Below are 19312 nucleotides of genomic sequence, written 5' to 3'. Positions count from 1 at the left end.
CTCAGTAAATCAAAATTTCATCATTCAAAATTCCATGTCAAAAAGTACGCCCTGGGATTATAGACCATCCCAGGGCATAACAAGGTTTACCGTATTAAGGTCACGTCGCCAATCTTCGTTGTTCGTTGCCCGTCGGATAGCCGCAGGGTTAGCTTGAAGACGTATACCCCCGCCGGCATAAGTTTGCCATTCCGGTCGTAGCCGTCCCAGCCCATGTTTCTGTCTTTGCTTTCAAAGATAAGATTTCCCCACCGGTCGAAGATCTGCATGGCAAACTCTTCAACGCCTCGTGTGATGGGCAGGAACACGTCGTTGAACGTGCCGTTGCCCGGCACACCGCCTGAAGATCCGTTAGGGCTTGGTGTAAACGCGTTCGGCAATTTGATGAAGCCGCCGTCGAGGGCCACCAGTTCCTGCTTGGCCGTGTCGTAGCAGATCACGTTTCCATCGAGGATGCCATCGCCGTTGATGTCCTTGTTTCCATTGTCGTAGCCCGCGATGAGCGTCACCATGTATTTGCCTTCAAGCTTGTACAAGTGTCGAGGCTGGAATTCGGTCGACGTTTCGCCGTCGTCAAAATCCCATGCATACTGACTGGCACGCAGCGACTGGTTAAAGGTCTGCATCTCTGTGTCGGGAACATAAAGCGGGTTCGGACGCAATTGGAAGAGTGCGGAAGGCGAGTCGTAAATTTCGATACCCTTCACCTGATACGTTCTGTAGTCGCTGGGGTCGGTATGGTAATAGGCTGTGAGGTAGATCGAATATTTACCCGGTCTCAAAATCCGGAACACCGGCTCGCTCAGCGGCGAAGTGCTCACCAGACCCGTCTCATCAAACAATTGCCAGAGGAACGTGTCGGCTCCTTCTGAAAGGTTCTTGACGCTGATGTCGGCCGGGAAACACGCGGCCAGCGGCGTCGCGGTGAACAGCGCAGTTAACGTGCCCAGGTTGATGGTGAGTGGATCAACAAACACACTCTGACAAACCTTATTGTCGTCGGCAAAGGACTTGAAGTTGAATACTGACAATCTCACGGTCTTCGGCCCTGGCTCTGTGTAGTCTACCGCTGGAGGCGTCGGGTTTGTGCTGGCGCCCGAAGGCTTCGCCCGCACGTCACCAAAATCCCATGTGTAAGAGAAGTCAGCATCGATCGGCGTCAGGTTTGTGAACTGCACGGTCGATATGCCCCCGATGAGCGGCGATGGCGGATCGGGGAAATGTGTGAAGCTGGCCGTGAGGCGACGATACACTTTCACCTGTTTCGTATAATCCACGCTGCAACCCTGAGGAGTTTCGGCATGATACACCACCTCATAGATAAGGGGATTTTGCAGGGTGTTGTTGGTCATCACAAACGTAACCTGCGATTTTTGAGGTCCGGTGTATTCGTCAAACTTATCGGTCTCTCCCACCACGTGATAGTACCACGAAACCGTGTTCACTCCCAGTGAATTGTCTTTGAACGTGATGTCGTCTCCGCTACACAGAATCGTGTCGCCTGCCGCGATGTTGAGCGCGATGATGGGGAACACTTTAACCGGTTTGGTGGTGCTTCCTGCGCACGATCCCTGCCCTTCCAACGTCACGTCGTAGGGTTTGATGACATCGACCGATGTGGACGGATAGGTGTATGGAATGGAGAGCGCCGCAGGGCCTGTTGTGTTGGGTACAATCTGTTTGTGACCATCGCCAAAGTTCAGCACATAGCTCACATTGGCCTCGGCATTGAACTGGAATTCGAATGGCTTGTCGGCACATTGATCCGGCGTCACAATCGTGAAGTCGGTGTTGAGCGTTTGCAGGGTCTTCTTCACCGGAAGCACAGTGCTGAGATCGGCAAAACAGTTGTTGAAATCCCTAAGCTTTGTGAGTGTGTACGTCTGGTCCTGCTGGAAGCTCGGGATTTTGATGAGGTATGTTGCGTTGCCCAATACGGAAGTGTTGATTTCGGAAGTTCCGTCGGCATAGTCCACCGTGTAGTCAAAGAACATCGGCGCGGTTCCTACCAGCAAAGAAACGGTTACCGTTTTAGACGCATCTCCCTGGCAAACGGGCTCATCGAATCCAAATTGTACCTTAGGCGTAGGGTTGACCGTAATGGTGGTCATAGGAGTCATTTTTTCGCCACAAAGTCCTCCTGTCACAAACCTGCGGAAGTAGGTAGTCTTCGTCAACACGCCAGGATTGTATATGGAATCTGTCACACCCGTCAGGTTTAACCACGAGGCGGCAGTAGCCGGGTTGTCGTCATTAAATTCCCAACGATAGGTATAGTGCGTAGTTCCGCTACCTGTTGCCGGTGCAAGTTCCCCAATAACGGCAGGATCAAATCCTTCACAAACAGCCTGATCGGGGCCCGTGAAACCTGCCTGGAAGTCAGGAGGATTAATAAGGAATGCGTTTCTCGGATTCGAAGCACAACCCTGCGCATCGGTCACCACCAACCGGTAGCTACCGCCAGCCTGGTTAAGGAACGTATAGGTTCCTCCTGCCACGGGGTCACCAACATTGGGAACAATGATGGGATAGGCAGGATCGCCAGGGCTCGACGGTTTTGACAAAGTCAATGTATACGGTCCAACACCACCCGAGAATACGGTTTCAAGTTTTCCGTCCTTGCGGTCGCGGCAGCTTTCGTCGGTTACAAAGATCGGATCCTGAATTTCAACTTGCGTCGGTTGTTTGATGTCGGCGTGAACCACTGCCTGCGGACAGCTTTTGTTGTCCACAACGCCCACGTTATACGATCCCAACACCAGGCCCGTGAAAACGCCCGTGCTATTGGCCGCGCCGGTTTCCAGCAGCGTGAAAGTATACGGAGCATTGCCACCCGTTGCCGACACTTCGATGCGGCCGTTGTTGCCCAGGAAACAAGTAACATCCTTCACATCGACCAGGTTGGCCACCAATGGCGCCGGCTGTTTGATGTTGATGTCGGTGATGGTTGCCTTACATCCCTTCGAGTCTTCAACGTTCACAAAGTAGTTCGTTTTTGCCGCCAGCGAGCTGAAGGTGAAAGTCGACGCTGTTGTGGCAATGGGAGGCGCGCCATCCAAAGAGTAGCGGAAGCCCGTGGCGCCCGCTGTTCCTGACAGAACCGTTACCTGAATGGCACCCGTTAAAATGTTATTACAAGTCAAATGCGTCTTCACCGTATCCAGGCGAACGCCGGGGTTTACATTAAACTTCACCGTAGCCACCACCGGACATCCGGGTGTTGATGACCCAACGGATGCGCCGTCGCTCACTTGAGCGAAGACAGGCACCTGATCGGTCACGACATACGCCGTGAGATTTGCCGGCGGAATGAGGATGGCCGCGGGGTCTGTGTCGGGATTGGTTCTATACCAAGCAATGGTTGCTGTGGGAACGGTGGTGATGCTGGGCTCTATGGCCTTCAGATCGGCCGTGAAGGTGTTGCCACCTGGCGTGTCCGAACAGGCTTCAATCGGTGTCGGGCTCTTCGCGATGGTTTTGTGCAGCACTTTTATCTTGAAAGGAACCGGAGTGCTGGTACAAGCCGAACCGCCTTCAAGCGCAGAGTTTTGTGCGTAAACGCTCATGTCCACATCCTGGTCCAGGCCGGTGTTCAGCGTGGTGAAGAAAAGGTTGGTGGCCACGTCGATATCGCCCGCGCCGGCACCCGTGCTCACGCCTATGTCGCTCGGATAATTTTTCACAGACCAGAGGAATTCGGCATCCGTGTTTGTCGCCGTAAAGTTGATGTTCACCAACTCTCCGCTACACACCACGGCATCGCTAACAGGATTCATGGCCACATCCGGGTGGATCACTACTTCAATGTCTACGCCTGCTCCTGAACAGTTCAAGGTCTGGCTGAAGGGCACAATGGTGTAGATCACCGTTTGATTGCCTTGTGTTGAGTTGATCCATTTGTTGTTGTAGATGGCGTTGTCGGTATAGAGCGGTCCGCCAGGAACGGTTCCAACGGTCGGAATGGGGGTGGCGGCTGTTACGCCGGCAGGAATCTGAATGTTCGTAAAGATAAACCGGTCGGCGGGGAAAGTGTTGCTAACCGAAAGCAGCGTGATGGCCGTTTCCGTGTCGCTACAAATCGCCTTCTTCAGCCCGATGGGTAATTGCGGCTCGGGCTTCACATTCACGGTAATGACTTGAGCCGTACCAACGCATCGTTTGAACGTGGCGGGATTGCTCGGAAAAGGCGTTCTGGTGAACGGCTCCACGGTATAGTTCACCGGCAACGGCAACGCCGAAGGGTTTCTGAACACGTGGTTCTGAAGGAAGTCGGCAGGCAAATCCGTTTGCGGGAAAGCTTCCGGGCCCGCGGGCACCTTGTAAATCACCCCGGCAGGATACACCGCGCTGGTAATGGTATAGAAATCGATAAGCACAGGGCTCGCCGGATCTTCGGCGAATACAATTCCAGTAGGCGAATCGCTACACACAGCCTGATCGTTGTCCAGTAAAATGGGGCGAAGATTCACCGCGATGTTATAGGGAGGCGTTTCAGGGCTGATACATACGTTGTCAGACTCCTTCACCTTGATGTATACAGGTTCGTTTGTGAATTCTACAAAGATCTTGTCTGTGGCTTGCCCGCTGATGATGAAGGCACCCCCTGTAGAATTGTCGGATTGTCTATAAATATCCCAAGTGTAAGCCGAGCTTCCGTTGGGGCCCACGATGGAGTATTGAACACCGCTTTCATTTTCACAGACCATTTCAAGGCCGGCAATTGTCGGGGCTACCGGCTGCGCACTTCGGCGAACGGTCTTGAAGGGAACCACCAGGCTACACGCATTCAATTCAACGGTCAGCTTGATGTCGAGATCGGCATGCACGGCATCGTAGGGGAATTGAATCAAGGCATAGAAGTCATTCACCGTTCCACCGGCAAAGAGGATAAACTCCCCTGCTCCTGTAGGAATATCCCAGTGATATTTAGCCCCCGGCACGCTGGGCACCTGATAGGTTTGGAAAGGAAGCGTATTGGGAGCTTGTCCGTTGGCGCCCATACAGACGTTGACAGGACCTGTGATTTCGGTGATGCTGGGAATGCTTGTCACTTGTAAAGTCAGCTTCACCACCGTGGGGCAGGTCAAGCCCGTTGAGTAAGTAATTCGGGCAAACACATCCAGGCTTCCAATAACGGAAACGATGGGTGTTGTGATCGGGTTCACGTTATTTTGGGCATCGCCAGGCGTGGCATGCCATGAAACTATGTTACCGGGAATGGTGATGGCGTCGCGATAGCGTGTGTCGCCTAGCAGGTCGATGTTATCGGCCGTGTTCGAACCTGAAGCATTTTCACAAAGCGCCACGATGCCGTCTTTTGCAGCCGGCAAGGGTTTTACAGAAACCGTCACTGACGCATTGCTTGTACATCCCGTAGCGGTCTCGGTAATCACGGCGATATAAATTTTTCCGTCCAGCACGTTGGTGAGCTGAATGGTCGGATCGGCCACCGCCACACCAGCTGGAGGCGGCGCATTTTGATACCATTGAATGGTGCGGTTGGCTGCGGGAATCGAGGTCACCAAAGTCTCGTAGTCAGTCAACAACACGTTGGTTGTCACCGGGCCACCGGCAGGTGCCACCTCGCAGAGGTTGGCCGTGATGTTGGCTGCCGCGGGAGGTGTTATTCTTCTGATCAGGATGTTCTTAAAATCAGTACAGCTGTTTCCTCCGATACTGGTCAGCGTCCAGGTCACTGTAACTGACCCACCGGGTGCGGGCAAGTTGCGCACGAAAGTTTCAGGATCTGTGTCGTCGTCAAACGTAACGCTACCGGTAGTCGTCCACCTGCCTGTGGCACCAAACGGCGCTGGTTTCTCTGCGGTCATCTGCACAAAGCTTTCGCAGACATCCAAGGTTGCGGCCCCGACGTTCACTTCGGGCCTGCGGTCAACCGTTATGGTCACTTCATCCTCGCCGGGAGAACAGTTGCTTGCGCCGCTGGGGATGGCAATCAGTTTTACTTTTATCGGCGTGCCGGCCAGATAGTCGGCGTTGTTTGCATTGTAGGTAGCCGTCACGTTACCGCCGCCGCTAACCACCGATGTGATCGTTCCATTGCCGGTAACAACCGCCCAGGTTCCTGACACAGCGCCACCGCTATAGGTCCCCGACAAAGGTATTGGTGTGGTTACTGCAGCACCTGGCAGAAGGCAAACTCCAGTGATGTCGGGCGCCGTAGCGATCGGTTTTTCGAAGAACGTGATGTCTACTGTTCTAGAAACAGACGGACATTGCCCGCTTGTTACCTCCCATTTTAAAGTATAAGGTCCATACGCAAAACCCGGCCCGTTAAGTGTTACATCGGATGTGGGCGAATTGACATCGTCGATTGTAATTGCCGCCGGCGAGCCGCTGGTCACTGTCCAAAGCCCTGTCCCTATAGAAGGGTTAGGCATAGTCATTTTGCCGACAGTTCCACAGAAAGGGATTGGCGTTATTACAGGAATTGGATCAGGGTTCGCGCCAAAATCAATAACCACATCATCCGTAAATGTACACGACCCTATTATAACGGTCCAGCGCATTGTGTACTCTCCCGCCTGCGCAGGTCCACCAATAATAAACTGCGTAGTTGGATCGTTAGCATTTGTGGAATACGATGGTGCAGGCCTTCCAATCGGGACACTGCCAACAAAACTCCATGTACCTGACCCCGTTGCATCCAATGGGTCAGAGGTAAATACGCCGCAGAAATTCTGATCTGTTCCGGCCGTTGGTGGTGTGGGGTTTGGTGTGATTGCAACAGATTCAATCGTACTTTCTTTTGTGGGACAGGTTCCGTTCTTCACGATGGCTTTGAAACGATACGTGCTTGGAGGTGGACCGGAAGCAAGAACGCCCGGTGTAATCGAGTTACCGGAAGCAGGTCCTGTATAAGTAGTAAATCCTCCTCCATTGAATTCAACTTCCCAATGATCTATCGTTCCCACGTACCCTGACAAAGTGATGGGCCCCACAGAAGTTCCTTCGCAGACGTCCGGGAAGTTGCTCAGTGTTCCGCCTACTACTTCGTTATAGACGCGTACGGTAAAGTCTCTGTTAGACGTACAGTTCGGATTGGTGGTGTAGCGACGGCTCACCCGGACGGTGCGGTCCACATACAGTTGTCCCGGGGTGAATGAAACGGCCACGTTGAAGGTTACAGAATTCGCAGTGGACGATCCGATGTTAACACCGGTGTCGCCTGAATAGACATATTCTGTTGTCCCCCCGAATGTTGTTGTGCCCGGGTTTGGCAATACGATATTAAAGGAGTTGTTATTACAGATCTCTGTTGGTGGTGCTGTCGTGGGATTCGGTACGGTGATAGCTTCCCGAATGGTGCGTGTCAATTTGATCTTGGGGCTTTCGCAGTTCAGGGCGTTGGCCACGTTGGGTCTGTAGCTGGCCCAAACGATATATCTGCCTGCTGTGGTATTGTTAGAATACCCAGGCAAGGAATTGATGTTTAACGAATTAGAGGTACCGGAGGTGATGAGCACGCCGGGTGCATCAGGGCTTCCGGGAACGTTGCGATACCAGTTCACGATGTTGCCACCCGGAACACCGTTGATGGTGAAACTGGAGGGCGTTGTGCCGTTACAAACCGTTTGATCGTTACCCGTCGGTGCCGGCGGCTGATCTACGATACGGATGCGGGCCAGGGTGAATACAGGAGGACGACTTGTTAAAAAAGAGTTACACGTGTTCCAGTAGTTCATTCGCAATTCAAACACCTCTCCTACCTGCGCTGTGGCTGGAACGGTGATGATTTGTGTAGTAGCCGTGGGGAAACCCGAGTTGATAACCGATGCGGGAGAAGCGTCAACCACACCATTGAAGGGAAATCCGGGCGATGCTCCGCCGATTCTAACTTGTCCGGTGATGGTGTTAGTGGTGCCGTAGATGAATTGTCTCCAGCGTTGTTTGTCGTTTTGTCCCTGCACCAGGTCGGGAGGAACGCAGTTTAGAATAGAGCGGTCGGTAAAGGTTACGTTGGTTTCGGCTCCGGCGCAGACCAGGTATTCGTTTACGTTGGTCACGGTTTCCAAAAGCGAGAGGCGACCGGTGTTCTGATCGTCTGTATTCCATTTCACAAAGCGGGGGGGCGATCCGAGGTTGGCGGGGCAAACGGTTCCGTTGTATACCAGCTTCACCACCGGGTTGTATTCGCATTTCACTTGTCCACCGTTGGCAGGGAACATGTGGTTGGGTTGTGCCTCGTAGGTGTTGGCCGAAACTTTGGTTGCGTTTATGCGTTGAACAGCCGAACCGTCGTTCCAGTCAACATCATATTGGATGAGACCGGTCTCGTCGATGTTCTTGATCTGGATCACCATCACGCCGGCGTCCGTCTGGAGGTTGGCGCAGATAGAACCGTTGTCGATGTTGGCGATTGACCCGGGGAAGATACCCGTTCCGTTAGCTCCCTGACATCCCTGCGAATAAGCTCCAACCGAAATCAAGCTAAGGGAGGCGGAAAGAATAAATAGCCCTAAAAAACGTAGGCGTAAAAGTTTAGGCATGCGCAAATGCATTTAAAAATTGCGAATTAAACAGGTATTGCCGATTAAGCCAAAAAACAATCCTAAACTATAGACAATCCTGTATTCGTTTCAAAAAATCAAAGTAACCAAAGTCACAGGCTAAAAAATGTCGATAATGGTACATCCGGATTTGTAATGAAGGGCCAGAGTTGCCGCAAAATCATAGTCACATCAACGCGCTTTTTCGGTCTGACACGCTCTCGCTTTCTGGCGGGCGGTCTGCATCGGTTCTTCCCCTCAACTGTGCTTTCACTTATGCAGACACGAGGACAAAGGTAATAAGATTTATGTAATACCCGACCTAGTCTAGCCCTATTCCGTCAAGTGCCGGATGAAGCCGCCGAAATCACCTTCGCACAAGCGCAAAACCTCGGCATAACCCCTTGTAGTTTTAGCTGATAGCTATACCTTTGCCCCCGAATTTTTTAGCCTTTTCAACATATGTCAACCACTGCCAAGTACATCTTTGTGACCGGAGGCGTAACGTCTTCTTTAGGAAAGGGCATTATCGCGGCCTCCCTGGCTCAACTGCTCCAGGCCAGGGGCTTTAAAGTGACCATCCAGAAATTTGACCCGTATCTCAACATCGACCCGGGCACCCTCAACCCCTACGAACACGGCGAATGCTATGTGACCGACGACGGGGCCGAGACCGACCTCGACCTGGGCCACTACGAACGATTCCTGAATGTGCGCACCTCGCAGGCCAACAACGTCACCACCGGCAGGATCTACAACAACGTCATCACCAAAGAACGCAAGGGCGAATATCTGGGCAAAACCGTTCAGGTCATCCCCCACATCACCGACGAAATTAAGCGCAACATCTTTTTGCTGGGCGAAAGCGGCGAATACGATTTCATCATCACCGAAATTGGCGGCTGTGTGGGCGACATCGAATCGCTTCCCTTCATTGAAGCTGTGCGCCAGGTGAAATGGGAATTGGCTCCCAACAGCTCGATGGTTATTCACCTCACGCTGGTACCCTACCTGAAGGCCGCCAAAGAATTGAAAACAAAACCGACCCAACACTCTGTGAAAGAGCTGCTTGAAGCCGGTATTCAACCCGATATATTAGTGTGCCGCACCGAAATGCCGCTGCCCATGGACATCCGCAAGAAGATGGCCCTGTTCTGCAACGTGCATCTCAACTCGGTGATCGAAGCCATGGATGCCGACACCATCTATGATGTGCCCATCCTGATGCGCAAAGAAAAACTGGACGAGCGCGTGCTGGCAAAACTGAAGGTGACTTCTAAAGAAGAGCCTGAACTGGACCGCTGGAAGACCTTTCTGGGCAAACTGAAAAACCCCGTGAACGAAGTGAACGTGGGCCTGGTGGGCAAATACGTGTCCCTCCCCGATGCCTACAAGTCCATCGCCGAAGCGTTTGTGCACGCCGGCACTGAAAACGACTGCAAGGTTAACGTGAAATGGATTTCGTCGGAAGACGTGACGAAAGACTCTGTGGATCATATTCTTAAAAATCTCGACGGCGTTCTGGTTGCCCCCGGATTTGGCGAACGCGGTCTGGAAGGCAAGATTGAAACCATCCGCCACGTGCGCGAAAACAAAATACCGTTCTTTGGCATCTGCCTGGGCATGCAATGTGCCGTGGTGGAATTTGCCCGCAACGTGCTGGGCCTGGAAGCGAGTTCGACCGAACTCAACCCCAAAACCAAAAACCCGGTGATCGACATGATGGAAGAGCAGAAAAAGATCACCAACAAAGGCGGAACCATGCGCCTGGGTGCCTACGACTGCAAGCTGAAAAAGGGCTCGAAGGCGTTTGCTGCCTACGGAGAAAGCCTCATTCACGAACGTCATCGCCATCGCTACGAATTCAACAACAAATACCTGGAGCAAGTGGAGCAGGCCGGGCTTAAAGCCGTGGGCGTGAATCCGGAATCGAACCTGGTGGAGGTTGTTGAACTGAAAGACCATCCCTGGTATGTTGGTGTGCAATATCACCCGGAGCTGAAAAGCACGGTGCTGAACCCGCATCCGCTCTTCGTGAAATTTGTGGAAGCAGCCCTGGAGCACAAAAAAGTGAAGATCTCTAATTAATTCACCCGAAATTGAAATTCCGGACCCTGCTGGGCTACCAATAAATCCGGTACTTTATCGTCTTTTATACTTTAGAAACACACACGCATAATGGATAGAAATTCCGCCATTGGTCTAACACTCATCGCAGTTTTATTACTAGCCTACTTCTATTGGTTTTCGCCCGAGCCCAAGCCTATCGCGCAAAACGCTCCGCAGGTGACAACACCCGCCGAAACCAAACCCGATGCTATTCAACAACCCGCAGCTGTGCCCGACAGCATTCTGGCAGCAACCTATGGCGATCTGTCTGCGGCTTTCAAAGGCGAAGAAACGGCTACGGTAGTTGAAAATGAAGACCTGAAAGTGACCTTCAGCAACAAAGGTGGTTTGATCAAGGAAGTGGAATTGAAGAAATTCAAGACCTACAAACAGCAACCGCTGAAGTTGGTGACACCCGAATCGTCGGGGTTCAACCTCAAAACACAATATCAAGGCAAGGCGCTGGATCTGTACACGCTCTTCTATCAACTGGAGCAGCGCAATAACGGCGACAGCACAGAAGTGGTCTACACCATCAGCCTGAGCAACGGCGCCAAGCTTTCGCAAGTCTACAGCATCCCGTCGAAGGGCCATGAGATCGGCTACAAGTTGCGCACCACCGGACTGGATCAACAACTTTCGGGCGACAACCTTTCGCTTGAATGGGCCGACATTGTTCGCCCGGTAGAGAAAGATCTTGCCGACACGCGCATTAACACCACCATCACCTACTATTCAGAAGCCGAGGGCTTCGACGAACTGGCGCCCCGCTCGAAAGACAAAGAGTCGGAAGCATTGACCCAGCCTGTGAAATGGGTGGCCGTGAAAGAAAAATTCTTCCTGTCGTCGATCATTGCCAAAAGCAACTTCGCGGGTGGAAATCTGGAAACGTCCATGACCGAAAGCGACAGCGCGGTTGTGAAACGTGCCAACATCAGCCTGCTGATTCCGAAAAGCCAACTGGCCAGCGGCAAAGCTGACTTCAAATTCTACTTTGGTCCCAACGACTATAAAAAGACCGGCGACGTAACGGAAGGTTTCCGCAAAAACGTTTACCTGGGCTGGCCTCCGGTGTATTGGATCAACAAGTTTGTGATCTTCCCCGTGTTCCACTTCCTCACCAAGATCATTCCGAACTACGGCCTCATCATCGTCATCCTCGTGTTGTTGCTGAAGCTGGTATTGTTCCCCTTGTCGTATAAGTCCTACCTCAGCATGGCCAAAATGAAAGTGCTGAAGCCGGAGCTCGACGAGATCAAGGAACGCGTTGGCGACGACATGACTAAGGTGCAGCAGGAACAGATGAAGCTCTATTCGCAGGTGGGTGTGAACCCCATCAGCGGATGTATCCCGGTGTTGTTGCAGATGCCTATTCTGTTTGCCATGTTCTATCTTTTCCCCGCCAGCATCGAGTTGCGTCAGCAGCCATTCCTGTGGGCCGAAGATCTTTCCACCTACGATTCACTCATTCAGCTTCCATGGGTTGTGCCGTTCCTGGGCAATCACCTCAGCCTTTTCACGTTGTTGATGACGGCGTCTACGCTGATCTACACATGGCAGAACAACCAGCTCTCGTCTGTTCAGGGGCCGATGAAGTCGATGTCGTATATCATGCCCGTCATTTTCCTGTTCGTGCTCAACTCGTTCTCTGCAGGTCTCACATTCTATTACTTTGTGTCTAACCTTGTCACCTTCGCGCAGCAAGCCATCATCAAACGGTTTGTCGACGAAGACAAGATCAAGGCCATCATGGAAGAGAACAAGAAGAAGAACGCCGCGGGCGGCGGTGGCAAAAAGTCCAAGTTCATGAACAAGCTCCAGGAAGCCATGAAGTCGAGCGAAGAAGCCAAACGCAAAGCCGACGAAGAAAGAAGAAATCGCAAGAAATAGTCGTTACAGGTTTTTACGACGTAAGGGCCTCATGTCTTCGGACGTGAGGCCTTCTTTTTTGGATTCAGTTTGTCAGACAACCACTCACGCAACGCCGCTGAACGAGCGGTCGGATTGCGTGGCATACATAATTTTTCTCTATCTTTTAAGGGTCTATGAGGATTGCATTTTCTTTCGCCTCCCTGCTGATCGTTGTGATTGGCCGGGCTCAATTCACGCCGGTTGAAGACAGCCTGGAGGTGTTGTTGCCGCGATTGCACGGAACCGAATGGGTCGACGCCTGCAACACCATAGCCGAAGAGAATGTGTATTCTGACCTCAGCAAACTCGACCGCTACGCCGACCGTGCCGACAGTCTTGCGCAAACTTTGCCGTATCGCGAAGGATCGCTGCGGGCCCAAATCAACAAGAGCTTTGCACTATACTGGCGCGGACAAATTGCAGAGGCCAACGCCCGATTCATCAAACAGCATGCGGAAGCCGAGCAATTAAAATTTGTAGACGGCATTCACCGCAGTCTCGAGGGTGTGTCCATCACCTATTTCCGTCTCAATCAACTTGACCAATACCTCGCCACCATCCAGGCTGGGTTGAAGAAGGCGGAAGCGTTGCCCGACCAACAGCTGAAAGTTCAATACACCATATTATGGAACCAGGCTCTGGGCGCCTACTATGTCTATCGCGGCCAACTTGCCAAGGGACGCGAGGTGCGCAACACCAATCTGGCCTTCGCCAAGGAACATCACGCCGACCATCGTCTCTTGGGAATCTGTTTGAAAAACCTGGGCGAAATTGAAATCGTGGAGCACCATCTCAGCAAAGCGGAGCCGTATCTGAGAGACGCTCTGGCGCACTTTGTTCATGCGCGAGATCGCCATTTGTATATGTCAACCCTTGTGTTGCTGGCCACCGTGTATGCCGATCAGGGACAAACCGCGAAGGCCATCGCGATCTACGAAGACGTGGCGAGCGACACCGAAAAGCGCGGCTATAAAATCGGCATGGCCGATGCGTATTCCGATCTGAGCGATCTCTTTATCGCGCAGGGAAAATTTGCCAGGGCCATTGCCCTTCAACTGAAAGCCATCGACATCTATCGCGAACTGAATCGCCTCAGCAACCTCATGAACGCCCGGAAAGCCTTGGGCGAAACGTATATGAAATTGCGAAACTACCCGTTGGCCATCAACAACCTGAAGGACGTAATTTTCCTATCGACCCAAAAGGGAGCGTCGGGTACAAACGATGTGTTACTGGAATCCTTCATCTTGTTAAGTGAGGCTTCCCTCGAACTGAACGATGCCCGCGAGGCCAAAGGTTTTGCACGCGCGGCGGTGGCCCTGGCCGGCAAATCGGAAGTGGCCACCGACTCCGTGTCGGCGCTGCTAGCCTACGCCAAAGTTCACCTCAAGCTTCACGAAACCGACAGCGCAACGGCCTTGCTCACGTTCCTGAAAAAGCACTTGCCCAATGTGGAGCTACGGCGTGAGGTTGCTCTTTATTATATCCTGGAGGGCGAGCTGCTTGCCCGACGGCATGACTATACAAAATCCGAGCAGGCATTCCGGAAAGCGCTTGGCCTGAGTCATAATTCAAATTTTGCAGAGATCCAGGCCAATGCCTTAGCCGGTCTCTACACCATCAGCAAAGTTCAGAATCATCCCAAAGAAGCGTTGACCTATTTTGAATCCTTGAAGACTATCCAGGACTCCATCTACTCGGTGGCGGCATCAAACGAGATTACCGAAATCATTGCACAATATCAAACCTCAGAAAAAGAAAAAGAGAACATTGCGCTCAAAAACAAACAACTCATGCAATCGGCCGCGCTGCGCACACAGGGCATCACGTTGCTGATGGTGAGCACGGTGTTGGTGATCACTACCCTATTCGTCGCGTTCCTGGTCCGCGCCAACCGTATCAACAAACGCAACAGCCAGGAGCTGTATAATAAGAACCAGGAGATCGCCCTTCAGAACGAAGAGATCAAGGCGCAAAACGAGGAGATCACCGCGCAAAAAGAAGCGTTGAGCGCGCAGCACACCAAGCTGGAACAGTCGCTACAGGATTTGAAGTATACACAAGCGGTATTGATTCACTCCGAAAAGATGGCCTCGCTCGGGCAACTTACAGCGGGCATTGCGCATGAGATCAACAATCCCGTCAACTTCATTTCGAATGGTGTGGAAGGGCTGAGTCAGGAAATTGAAACGCTCATCGCCGTGGTCAATCACTATGAAGGCGTGGCGCAGGATTTGCCCGCCGACAAACTGGAAGCTGTGAACGCATTAAAAAAGAAGCTGGGATTTTCGAGCACGCTCACCGACATCAAAGAACTGACAAAGACTATTCAAACCGGCGTAGAACGCACGTCGCATATCGTGAGAAGCCTGCGCACATTTTCGCATGAAGGGCAACAGGCCTTCAGCCGTGTGAACCTGAACGAGCAACTCGACGCCACTCTCATCATGACGCAAAGCGAAATGAAAGGGCGCATCGAATTGGTGAAAGCCTACGATCCCAACCTCCCGCTGGTGGAGTGCCGCATCGGCGAAATCAATCAGGTGTTTATGAACCTGGTAATGAACGCCACACAAGCCATTGCCGAAAACGGTAAAATTGAAATCAAGACGCAATCGTCGACCGATGGGAAGTCCGTTTCTGTTACGATCAGCGATACAGGCCAGGGCATGTCAGGCGATGTGTTGAGCCGCATCTTCGAACCGTTCTTTACCACAAAAGAAGTTGGGAAAGGCACGGGGCTTGGGTTGGCCATCTCCAATAGCATCATCGAGAAACACGGTGGAAAAATAACGGTGCAAAGTGTGCCGGGTCACGGCACCACGTTCACCATCATGTTGCCGGTATGGCAACCAAATGTTCCCCAAACGGCATAGTTGGATTGGGTGTCGTTAGAACTTCCGAATGGTGAATTCCACGCGGCGGTTAAACTGACGGGTCTCTTCAGTATCGTTGCTGGCGATGGGCTTTGAACCACCATAGCCTTTGCCGCTGATGCGTTTGCCATCAACACCTTTCGACACCAGATAGGCCTTCACCTTGTCGACACGCGCCTGCGAAAGCTTCACGTTTTGTGATGGTATGCCGCGATTGTCGGTGTGGCCCGCCAGTTCTATTTTCACTTTGGGATTGGTTTTCAGAAACGACACCACCAGGTCGAGCTCCGGATAGGACTGTGTGAGCAGGTTGGTTTTGCCTTGCTCGAACAACACGTCGTTCAGGTTCACGGTCACACCCACTTCCACAGGCTGGAGCCTGAAGTTCATTTCGAGTTCCTTCAGCTCGTAGGTGTTCATGTCCAGCTTTTCCATGGTGCTCACAAAACCTTCCGCTTCAATGGTAACAGCATAGTCGCTGGTGGACGCAATGCGTATGGTGTAGCCGTTGGTCGCTGAGGCTACATTTTCAGACCTGGCGCCCGAACTGAAGGTGAGCTTTGCCGGCACGCTTTCGCCGGTTTTGGAATTGGTCACTTTGCCATAGACACGAATGCGTTTGTCTTCTTCATACGACCGGGTTAATTCCACAATCTTCACTGTGTCGACAACGGGTTTCACCGCGATGATGGCGCTGTCGGTGGGAAGCGGTTCGTTTGACAGGAATATTTTGATGTCGCCATAGCCGTCGCTGTTGGTGGTGCTGGCGAAGAGTGAATAGCCGAACTGATCGTAGGGACGGAAGTAGAGTTCGCGACCGCCGGTGTTGAAGGTCCCGCCAAGGTTCACGGGCGCAGCCCAGTTGGTCCACGTGTCGTCGAGGCGGCTGCTGGCGTAGATGTCGAAGCTGCCATAACCTTTGCGACCGTTGCTGGAGAAGTAGAGTGTTTTTCCGTCGGCGCTCACCGAAGGGCTCAGTTCCTGGAACGGGGTGTTGATCACATTGCCAAGGTTTCGTGGCTCGGTCCATTTGCCATCACTGCCCTTCACGGTCACATAGAGGTCTTCAACGCCTTTGGTGCCGTAGGTTTCGGCTGAGTAAACAAACACCGACTGGTCGGGCAGCATGAAGCCGCTGAGAATGCTTGACTTGTTTTGAAAATACGGAATGGAAATGTTTTCAGGACGCGACCAGCCGTTGCCACCTGTGCTGCGGGAAACAGCTATGCCTTGTGTGCGTGCTGTGGCACCGGAGGCATCGTAGTGGTTTACGAGGATGAGCTGGTTGCCGTCGGCCGAAAATCCAGCCACTGCGTTGTAGCCCCGGTCGTTTATGGTGGTGCCGGCGTGAATGGGCGCCGACCACTGCCCGGTTTCGGTGAGCACAGATACCCAGATGTCGCCCGGATCTTTTTTGCCACCGATGTTCTGCGGGTGATTGGCCACGGTGATGTAGAGGCTTCGGCCATCGGGACTAACCACAGGGTCGAGTTCATCGTAGGATGAATTGACTGCCTGGAACGACTGGCTCGTTAAACGCTGGGCTGACAATGTGTGGAGGGTACACACGCAACCCACTAGGAACAATACTCTCATGAATTTCATTGATACAATCCGCAAATATAATCTTCGACACCATAATCCCCTTCACCGCTCGCATATCTTGTGCGGCACGGATTCCGATGCTTGACTTTTACTTGCTTACCCAGCGATTGCCCTTGAGGGTGAACCGCCAGGGAAGCTTTGCGTCTTCGCCTGCATAATCTATTCCTATGCGTGGCCCGGCTTCAATGTTTTTGGAGGGGATCTTTCGGCCAAAGTCTTCAATCCAAACTTCGTCATCCAGCAACGACTTTCCATTCCACTTTCTGTCAATGCCCAATGCTTTGGTCAACTTGCCGGGACCGGAGGTAAGATGTAGTGGGTTGGCCAGTTTGCCACGGCGAAGGGTCATGATGTCGAGGCCTTCCACGGGTTCGAGCGCCCTGATCAGCACAGCATCGGCGGTGCCCGGAACGTTGGTGACCACATTAAACAGGTAGTGCATGCCATAGATGAGATAAACATAGGCGTTGCCTCCCTTGTCGAACATGATGGCATTGCGCGGTGTTTTTTTGGCATCGTAGGCATGGCTGCCCCGCTCCTTCCACGAATAGGCTTCCGTTTCCACAATGATGCCGCCGGTCACCATGCCGTTTATGTTTGTGAACAGCCCCTTGCCCAGCAACTGGCGGGCAACTTTCACGACGTTGGTCTGTTGATAAAAGGTTTCCGTCAGCTTCATGCGCAATGTCGGGGCGATGTGAAAAGATTCTTTAAATTTGATGGCCAAAATTTAACACATCTAACTTTTATACAACCAAATTAATCCACCATGAAAAAGTGTTTATTGATCATTGCCCTCGGGTGCTTCGCCTATCTGTCGAATGCCCAGGTACTTACTCCATCTCCCAGCGCAGCAGGTTCTGTGTCCACCGTGGTGGGCCTCACCGATGTTAAGATCGACTACTTCCGACCGCGTGTGAAGGGCAGAAAAATTTTTGGCACCGACGCCAACGTGTTGCTGCCCTATGGCACCATCTGGAGAACCGGCGCCAACAGCGGCACCCTTATTTCGTTTAGCGACGATGTGAAGGTGGAAGGCGTTGCCGTTCCCAAAGGCCAATACCTGATCTTTAGCTGGCCCGGCGCCACGGAGTGGACCATTTCGCTCTACAAAGACGTTACCCTCGGTGGAAATACCGCCAAGTATGACAAAGCCAACGAAGCCGCAAACTTCAAAGTGAAGTCCGAAAAGCTCACTGAAAAAGTGGAGACCTTCACCATCAACATCGGCGACATCTCCGACGACATGAAGACTGCCAAAGTGCAACTTGCCTGGGAGAACACGTCTGTGAAATTCGGCATCGCCGTTGACTACGACGCGAAAGTGATGAAGTCGATCGAGGAGAACACCACCGTTGATCCCGGCAACTATTTCTCGGCCGCAGTCTATTACCTGGAAAGTGGCAAAGACCTGAAACAAGCCCTTACTTGGGTGAACAAAGCAGCCGAAGCCAACCCCACCGCGTTCTGGATCCTCTATCAAAAGGCCAGAATCCAGAAAGGCCTTGGCGACAAAGCCGGTGCCCTTGCCACATCTACCGCTTCGCTGGAAGCTTCGAAGAAAGCCGGCAACCGCGACTATCAAAAAATGAACGAAGAGTTGATGAAGTCTCTGAAATAAAAACAGGGACATATCCCCTAAAAACAAAAACCATCCTGGGATCCAGGATGGTTTTTTATTTCTCCCACACAGGAGAGGTAATCTTTGTTTAAAGCAAGGATTATTTTTTGGAATCCTTCTTCGCCTTCTTCTCGGCACGTTTTTCTTTCAGTGTCTTCAGAGGCTGCTTTTTGGTTTCCTTCTTAGCATCTTGAGATTTAGACATGGCTGTTTTGATTTAAGAGTTCATCCAAAAATAATAAAAAACTCAGTATGGCATAATAGGCAAGATGGAAAGTTCAAAAAAGTTGCTGCCTGTTCAAAAAAGTAGTCCGGAGAACTTCAGGCTTTTGGTTAGGCTTTTGCCTATCCGTAGATGTGACGTTTCAGTATTTTTTCTACTTCGGCATAGAAGAACTGTTCGTTGCCGTCGGAGAGCGATGCTGTGTCTGACTCCCGGATGCTGCTGATGATGGGCTCGTAGTGCGCCCGGTCGATCGGTGTGGCAAACAGTTCTTTCAGGTCCTTGCGGATAAACTCAACTTTCACGGCAGAGAGGTCTCTCATCTTAAATTGCTGGCCGACGTAGTCTTTCAGAAAACGATCGTCGAGAAAGTCCTTCAACAAATCGTTCCTCACCTTAAGAATGAGGTCGGCAATTGCGTCGTCGGTCCACCGGGTCTGTTTTATATCTTCCATAGTTG

8 protein-coding genes are annotated in these 19312 nt (G+C 52.1%); 4 read left to right on the top strand and 4 right to left on the bottom strand.

All coding sequences use genetic code 11. The features are described from left to right. Window positions 1-86: 86 nt before the first annotated feature. A complete protein-coding gene (locus tag JI741_RS20405; RefSeq protein WP_202012958.1) occupies window positions 87-8507 on the bottom strand; it encodes a DUF8696 domain-containing protein in 8421 nt (2806 codons plus the stop codon). 462 nt (window positions 8508-8969) lie between these two features. On the opposite strand from JI741_RS20405, the gene pyrG reads away from it, so the two are divergent. The 3 genes from pyrG (at window position 8970) to JI741_RS20390 (ending at window position 15403) form a co-directional block, all read left to right on the top strand. After that, window positions 8970-10595: a CTP synthase gene (gene pyrG, locus JI741_RS20400; protein ID WP_202012957.1), complete on the top strand. Its 1626-nt coding sequence runs from the start codon at window positions 8970-8972 to the stop codon at window positions 10593-10595. Between the two features lie 90 nt (window positions 10596-10685). Beyond that, window positions 10686-12506, top strand: coding sequence for a membrane protein insertase YidC (gene yidC / locus JI741_RS20395; protein ID WP_202012956.1), 1821 nt, complete (start codon window positions 10686-10688; stop codon window positions 12504-12506). A 155-nt stretch (window positions 12507-12661) separates the two neighbouring features. After that, entirely contained in the window at window positions 12662-15403 is a 2742-nt protein-coding gene (locus JI741_RS20390; protein WP_202012955.1) for an ATP-binding protein, read from the top strand. Window positions 15404-15418: 15 nt separating this feature from the next. Here JI741_RS20390 and JI741_RS20385 read toward each other — a convergent pair whose 3' ends face one another. Continuing rightward, window positions 15419-16999 carry an OmpA family protein gene (locus JI741_RS20385; protein ID WP_236676187.1) on the bottom strand — a complete coding sequence of 527 codons (1581 nt, stop codon included), beginning with the start codon at window positions 16997-16999 and terminating at the stop codon, window positions 15419-15421. A gap of 97 nt (window positions 17000-17096) precedes the next feature. Then, on the bottom strand, window positions 17097-17687 hold the full coding sequence (locus tag JI741_RS20380; protein WP_202012951.1) for a DNA-3-methyladenine glycosylase: 591 nt from the start codon (window positions 17685-17687) through the stop codon (window positions 17097-17099). A gap of 90 nt (window positions 17688-17777) precedes the next feature. Here JI741_RS20380 and JI741_RS20375 point away from each other — a divergent pair, with 90 nt between their 5' ends. After that, window positions 17778-18629 carry a DUF2911 domain-containing protein gene (locus JI741_RS20375; protein WP_202012950.1) on the top strand — a complete coding sequence of 284 codons (852 nt, stop codon included), beginning with the start codon at window positions 17778-17780 and terminating at the stop codon, window positions 18627-18629. Window positions 18630-18974: 345 nt separating this feature from the next. Here the strand turns inward: JI741_RS20375 and JI741_RS20370 are convergent, their stop codons facing one another. After that, window positions 18975-19307, bottom strand: coding sequence for a hypothetical protein (locus JI741_RS20370; RefSeq protein ID WP_202012948.1), 333 nt, complete (start codon window positions 19305-19307; stop codon window positions 18975-18977). Between the last annotated feature and the right edge of the window lie 5 nt (window positions 19308-19312).

It is taken from the genome of Chryseolinea lacunae, assembly GCF_016735595.1.
GTDB classification, from domain to species: Bacteria; Bacteroidota; Bacteroidia; order Cytophagales; family Cyclobacteriaceae; genus Chryseolinea; species Chryseolinea lacunae.
Note: the sequence above shows the minus strand (reverse complement) of the source record. Positions and strands in the feature narration are given on the sequence as shown.

Coding starts and splice junctions, on each gene's coding strand:
- JI741_RS20375 (WP_202012950.1), top strand. CDS start 17,778: ATGAAAAAGTGTTTATTGATCATTGCCCTCGGGTGCTTCGCCTATCTG.
- JI741_RS20390 (WP_202012955.1), top strand. CDS start 12,662: ATGAGGATTGCATTTTCTTTCGCCTCCCTGCTGATCGTTGTGATTGGC.
- yidC (WP_202012956.1), top strand. CDS start 10,686: ATGGATAGAAATTCCGCCATTGGTCTAACACTCATCGCAGTTTTATTA.
- pyrG (WP_202012957.1), top strand. CDS start 8,970: ATGTCAACCACTGCCAAGTACATCTTTGTGACCGGAGGCGTAACGTCT.
- JI741_RS20370 (WP_202012948.1), bottom strand. CDS start 19,307: ATGGAAGATATAAAACAGACCCGGTGGACCGACGACGCAATTGCCGAC.
- JI741_RS20385 (WP_236676187.1), bottom strand. CDS start 16,999: ATGAGAGTATTGTTCCTAGTGGGTTGCGTGTGTACCCTCCACACATTG.
- JI741_RS20405 (WP_202012958.1), bottom strand. CDS start 8,507: ATGCCTAAACTTTTACGCCTACGTTTTTTAGGGCTATTTATTCTTTCC.
- JI741_RS20380 (WP_202012951.1), bottom strand. CDS start 17,687: ATGAAGCTGACGGAAACCTTTTATCAACAGACCAACGTCGTGAAAGTT.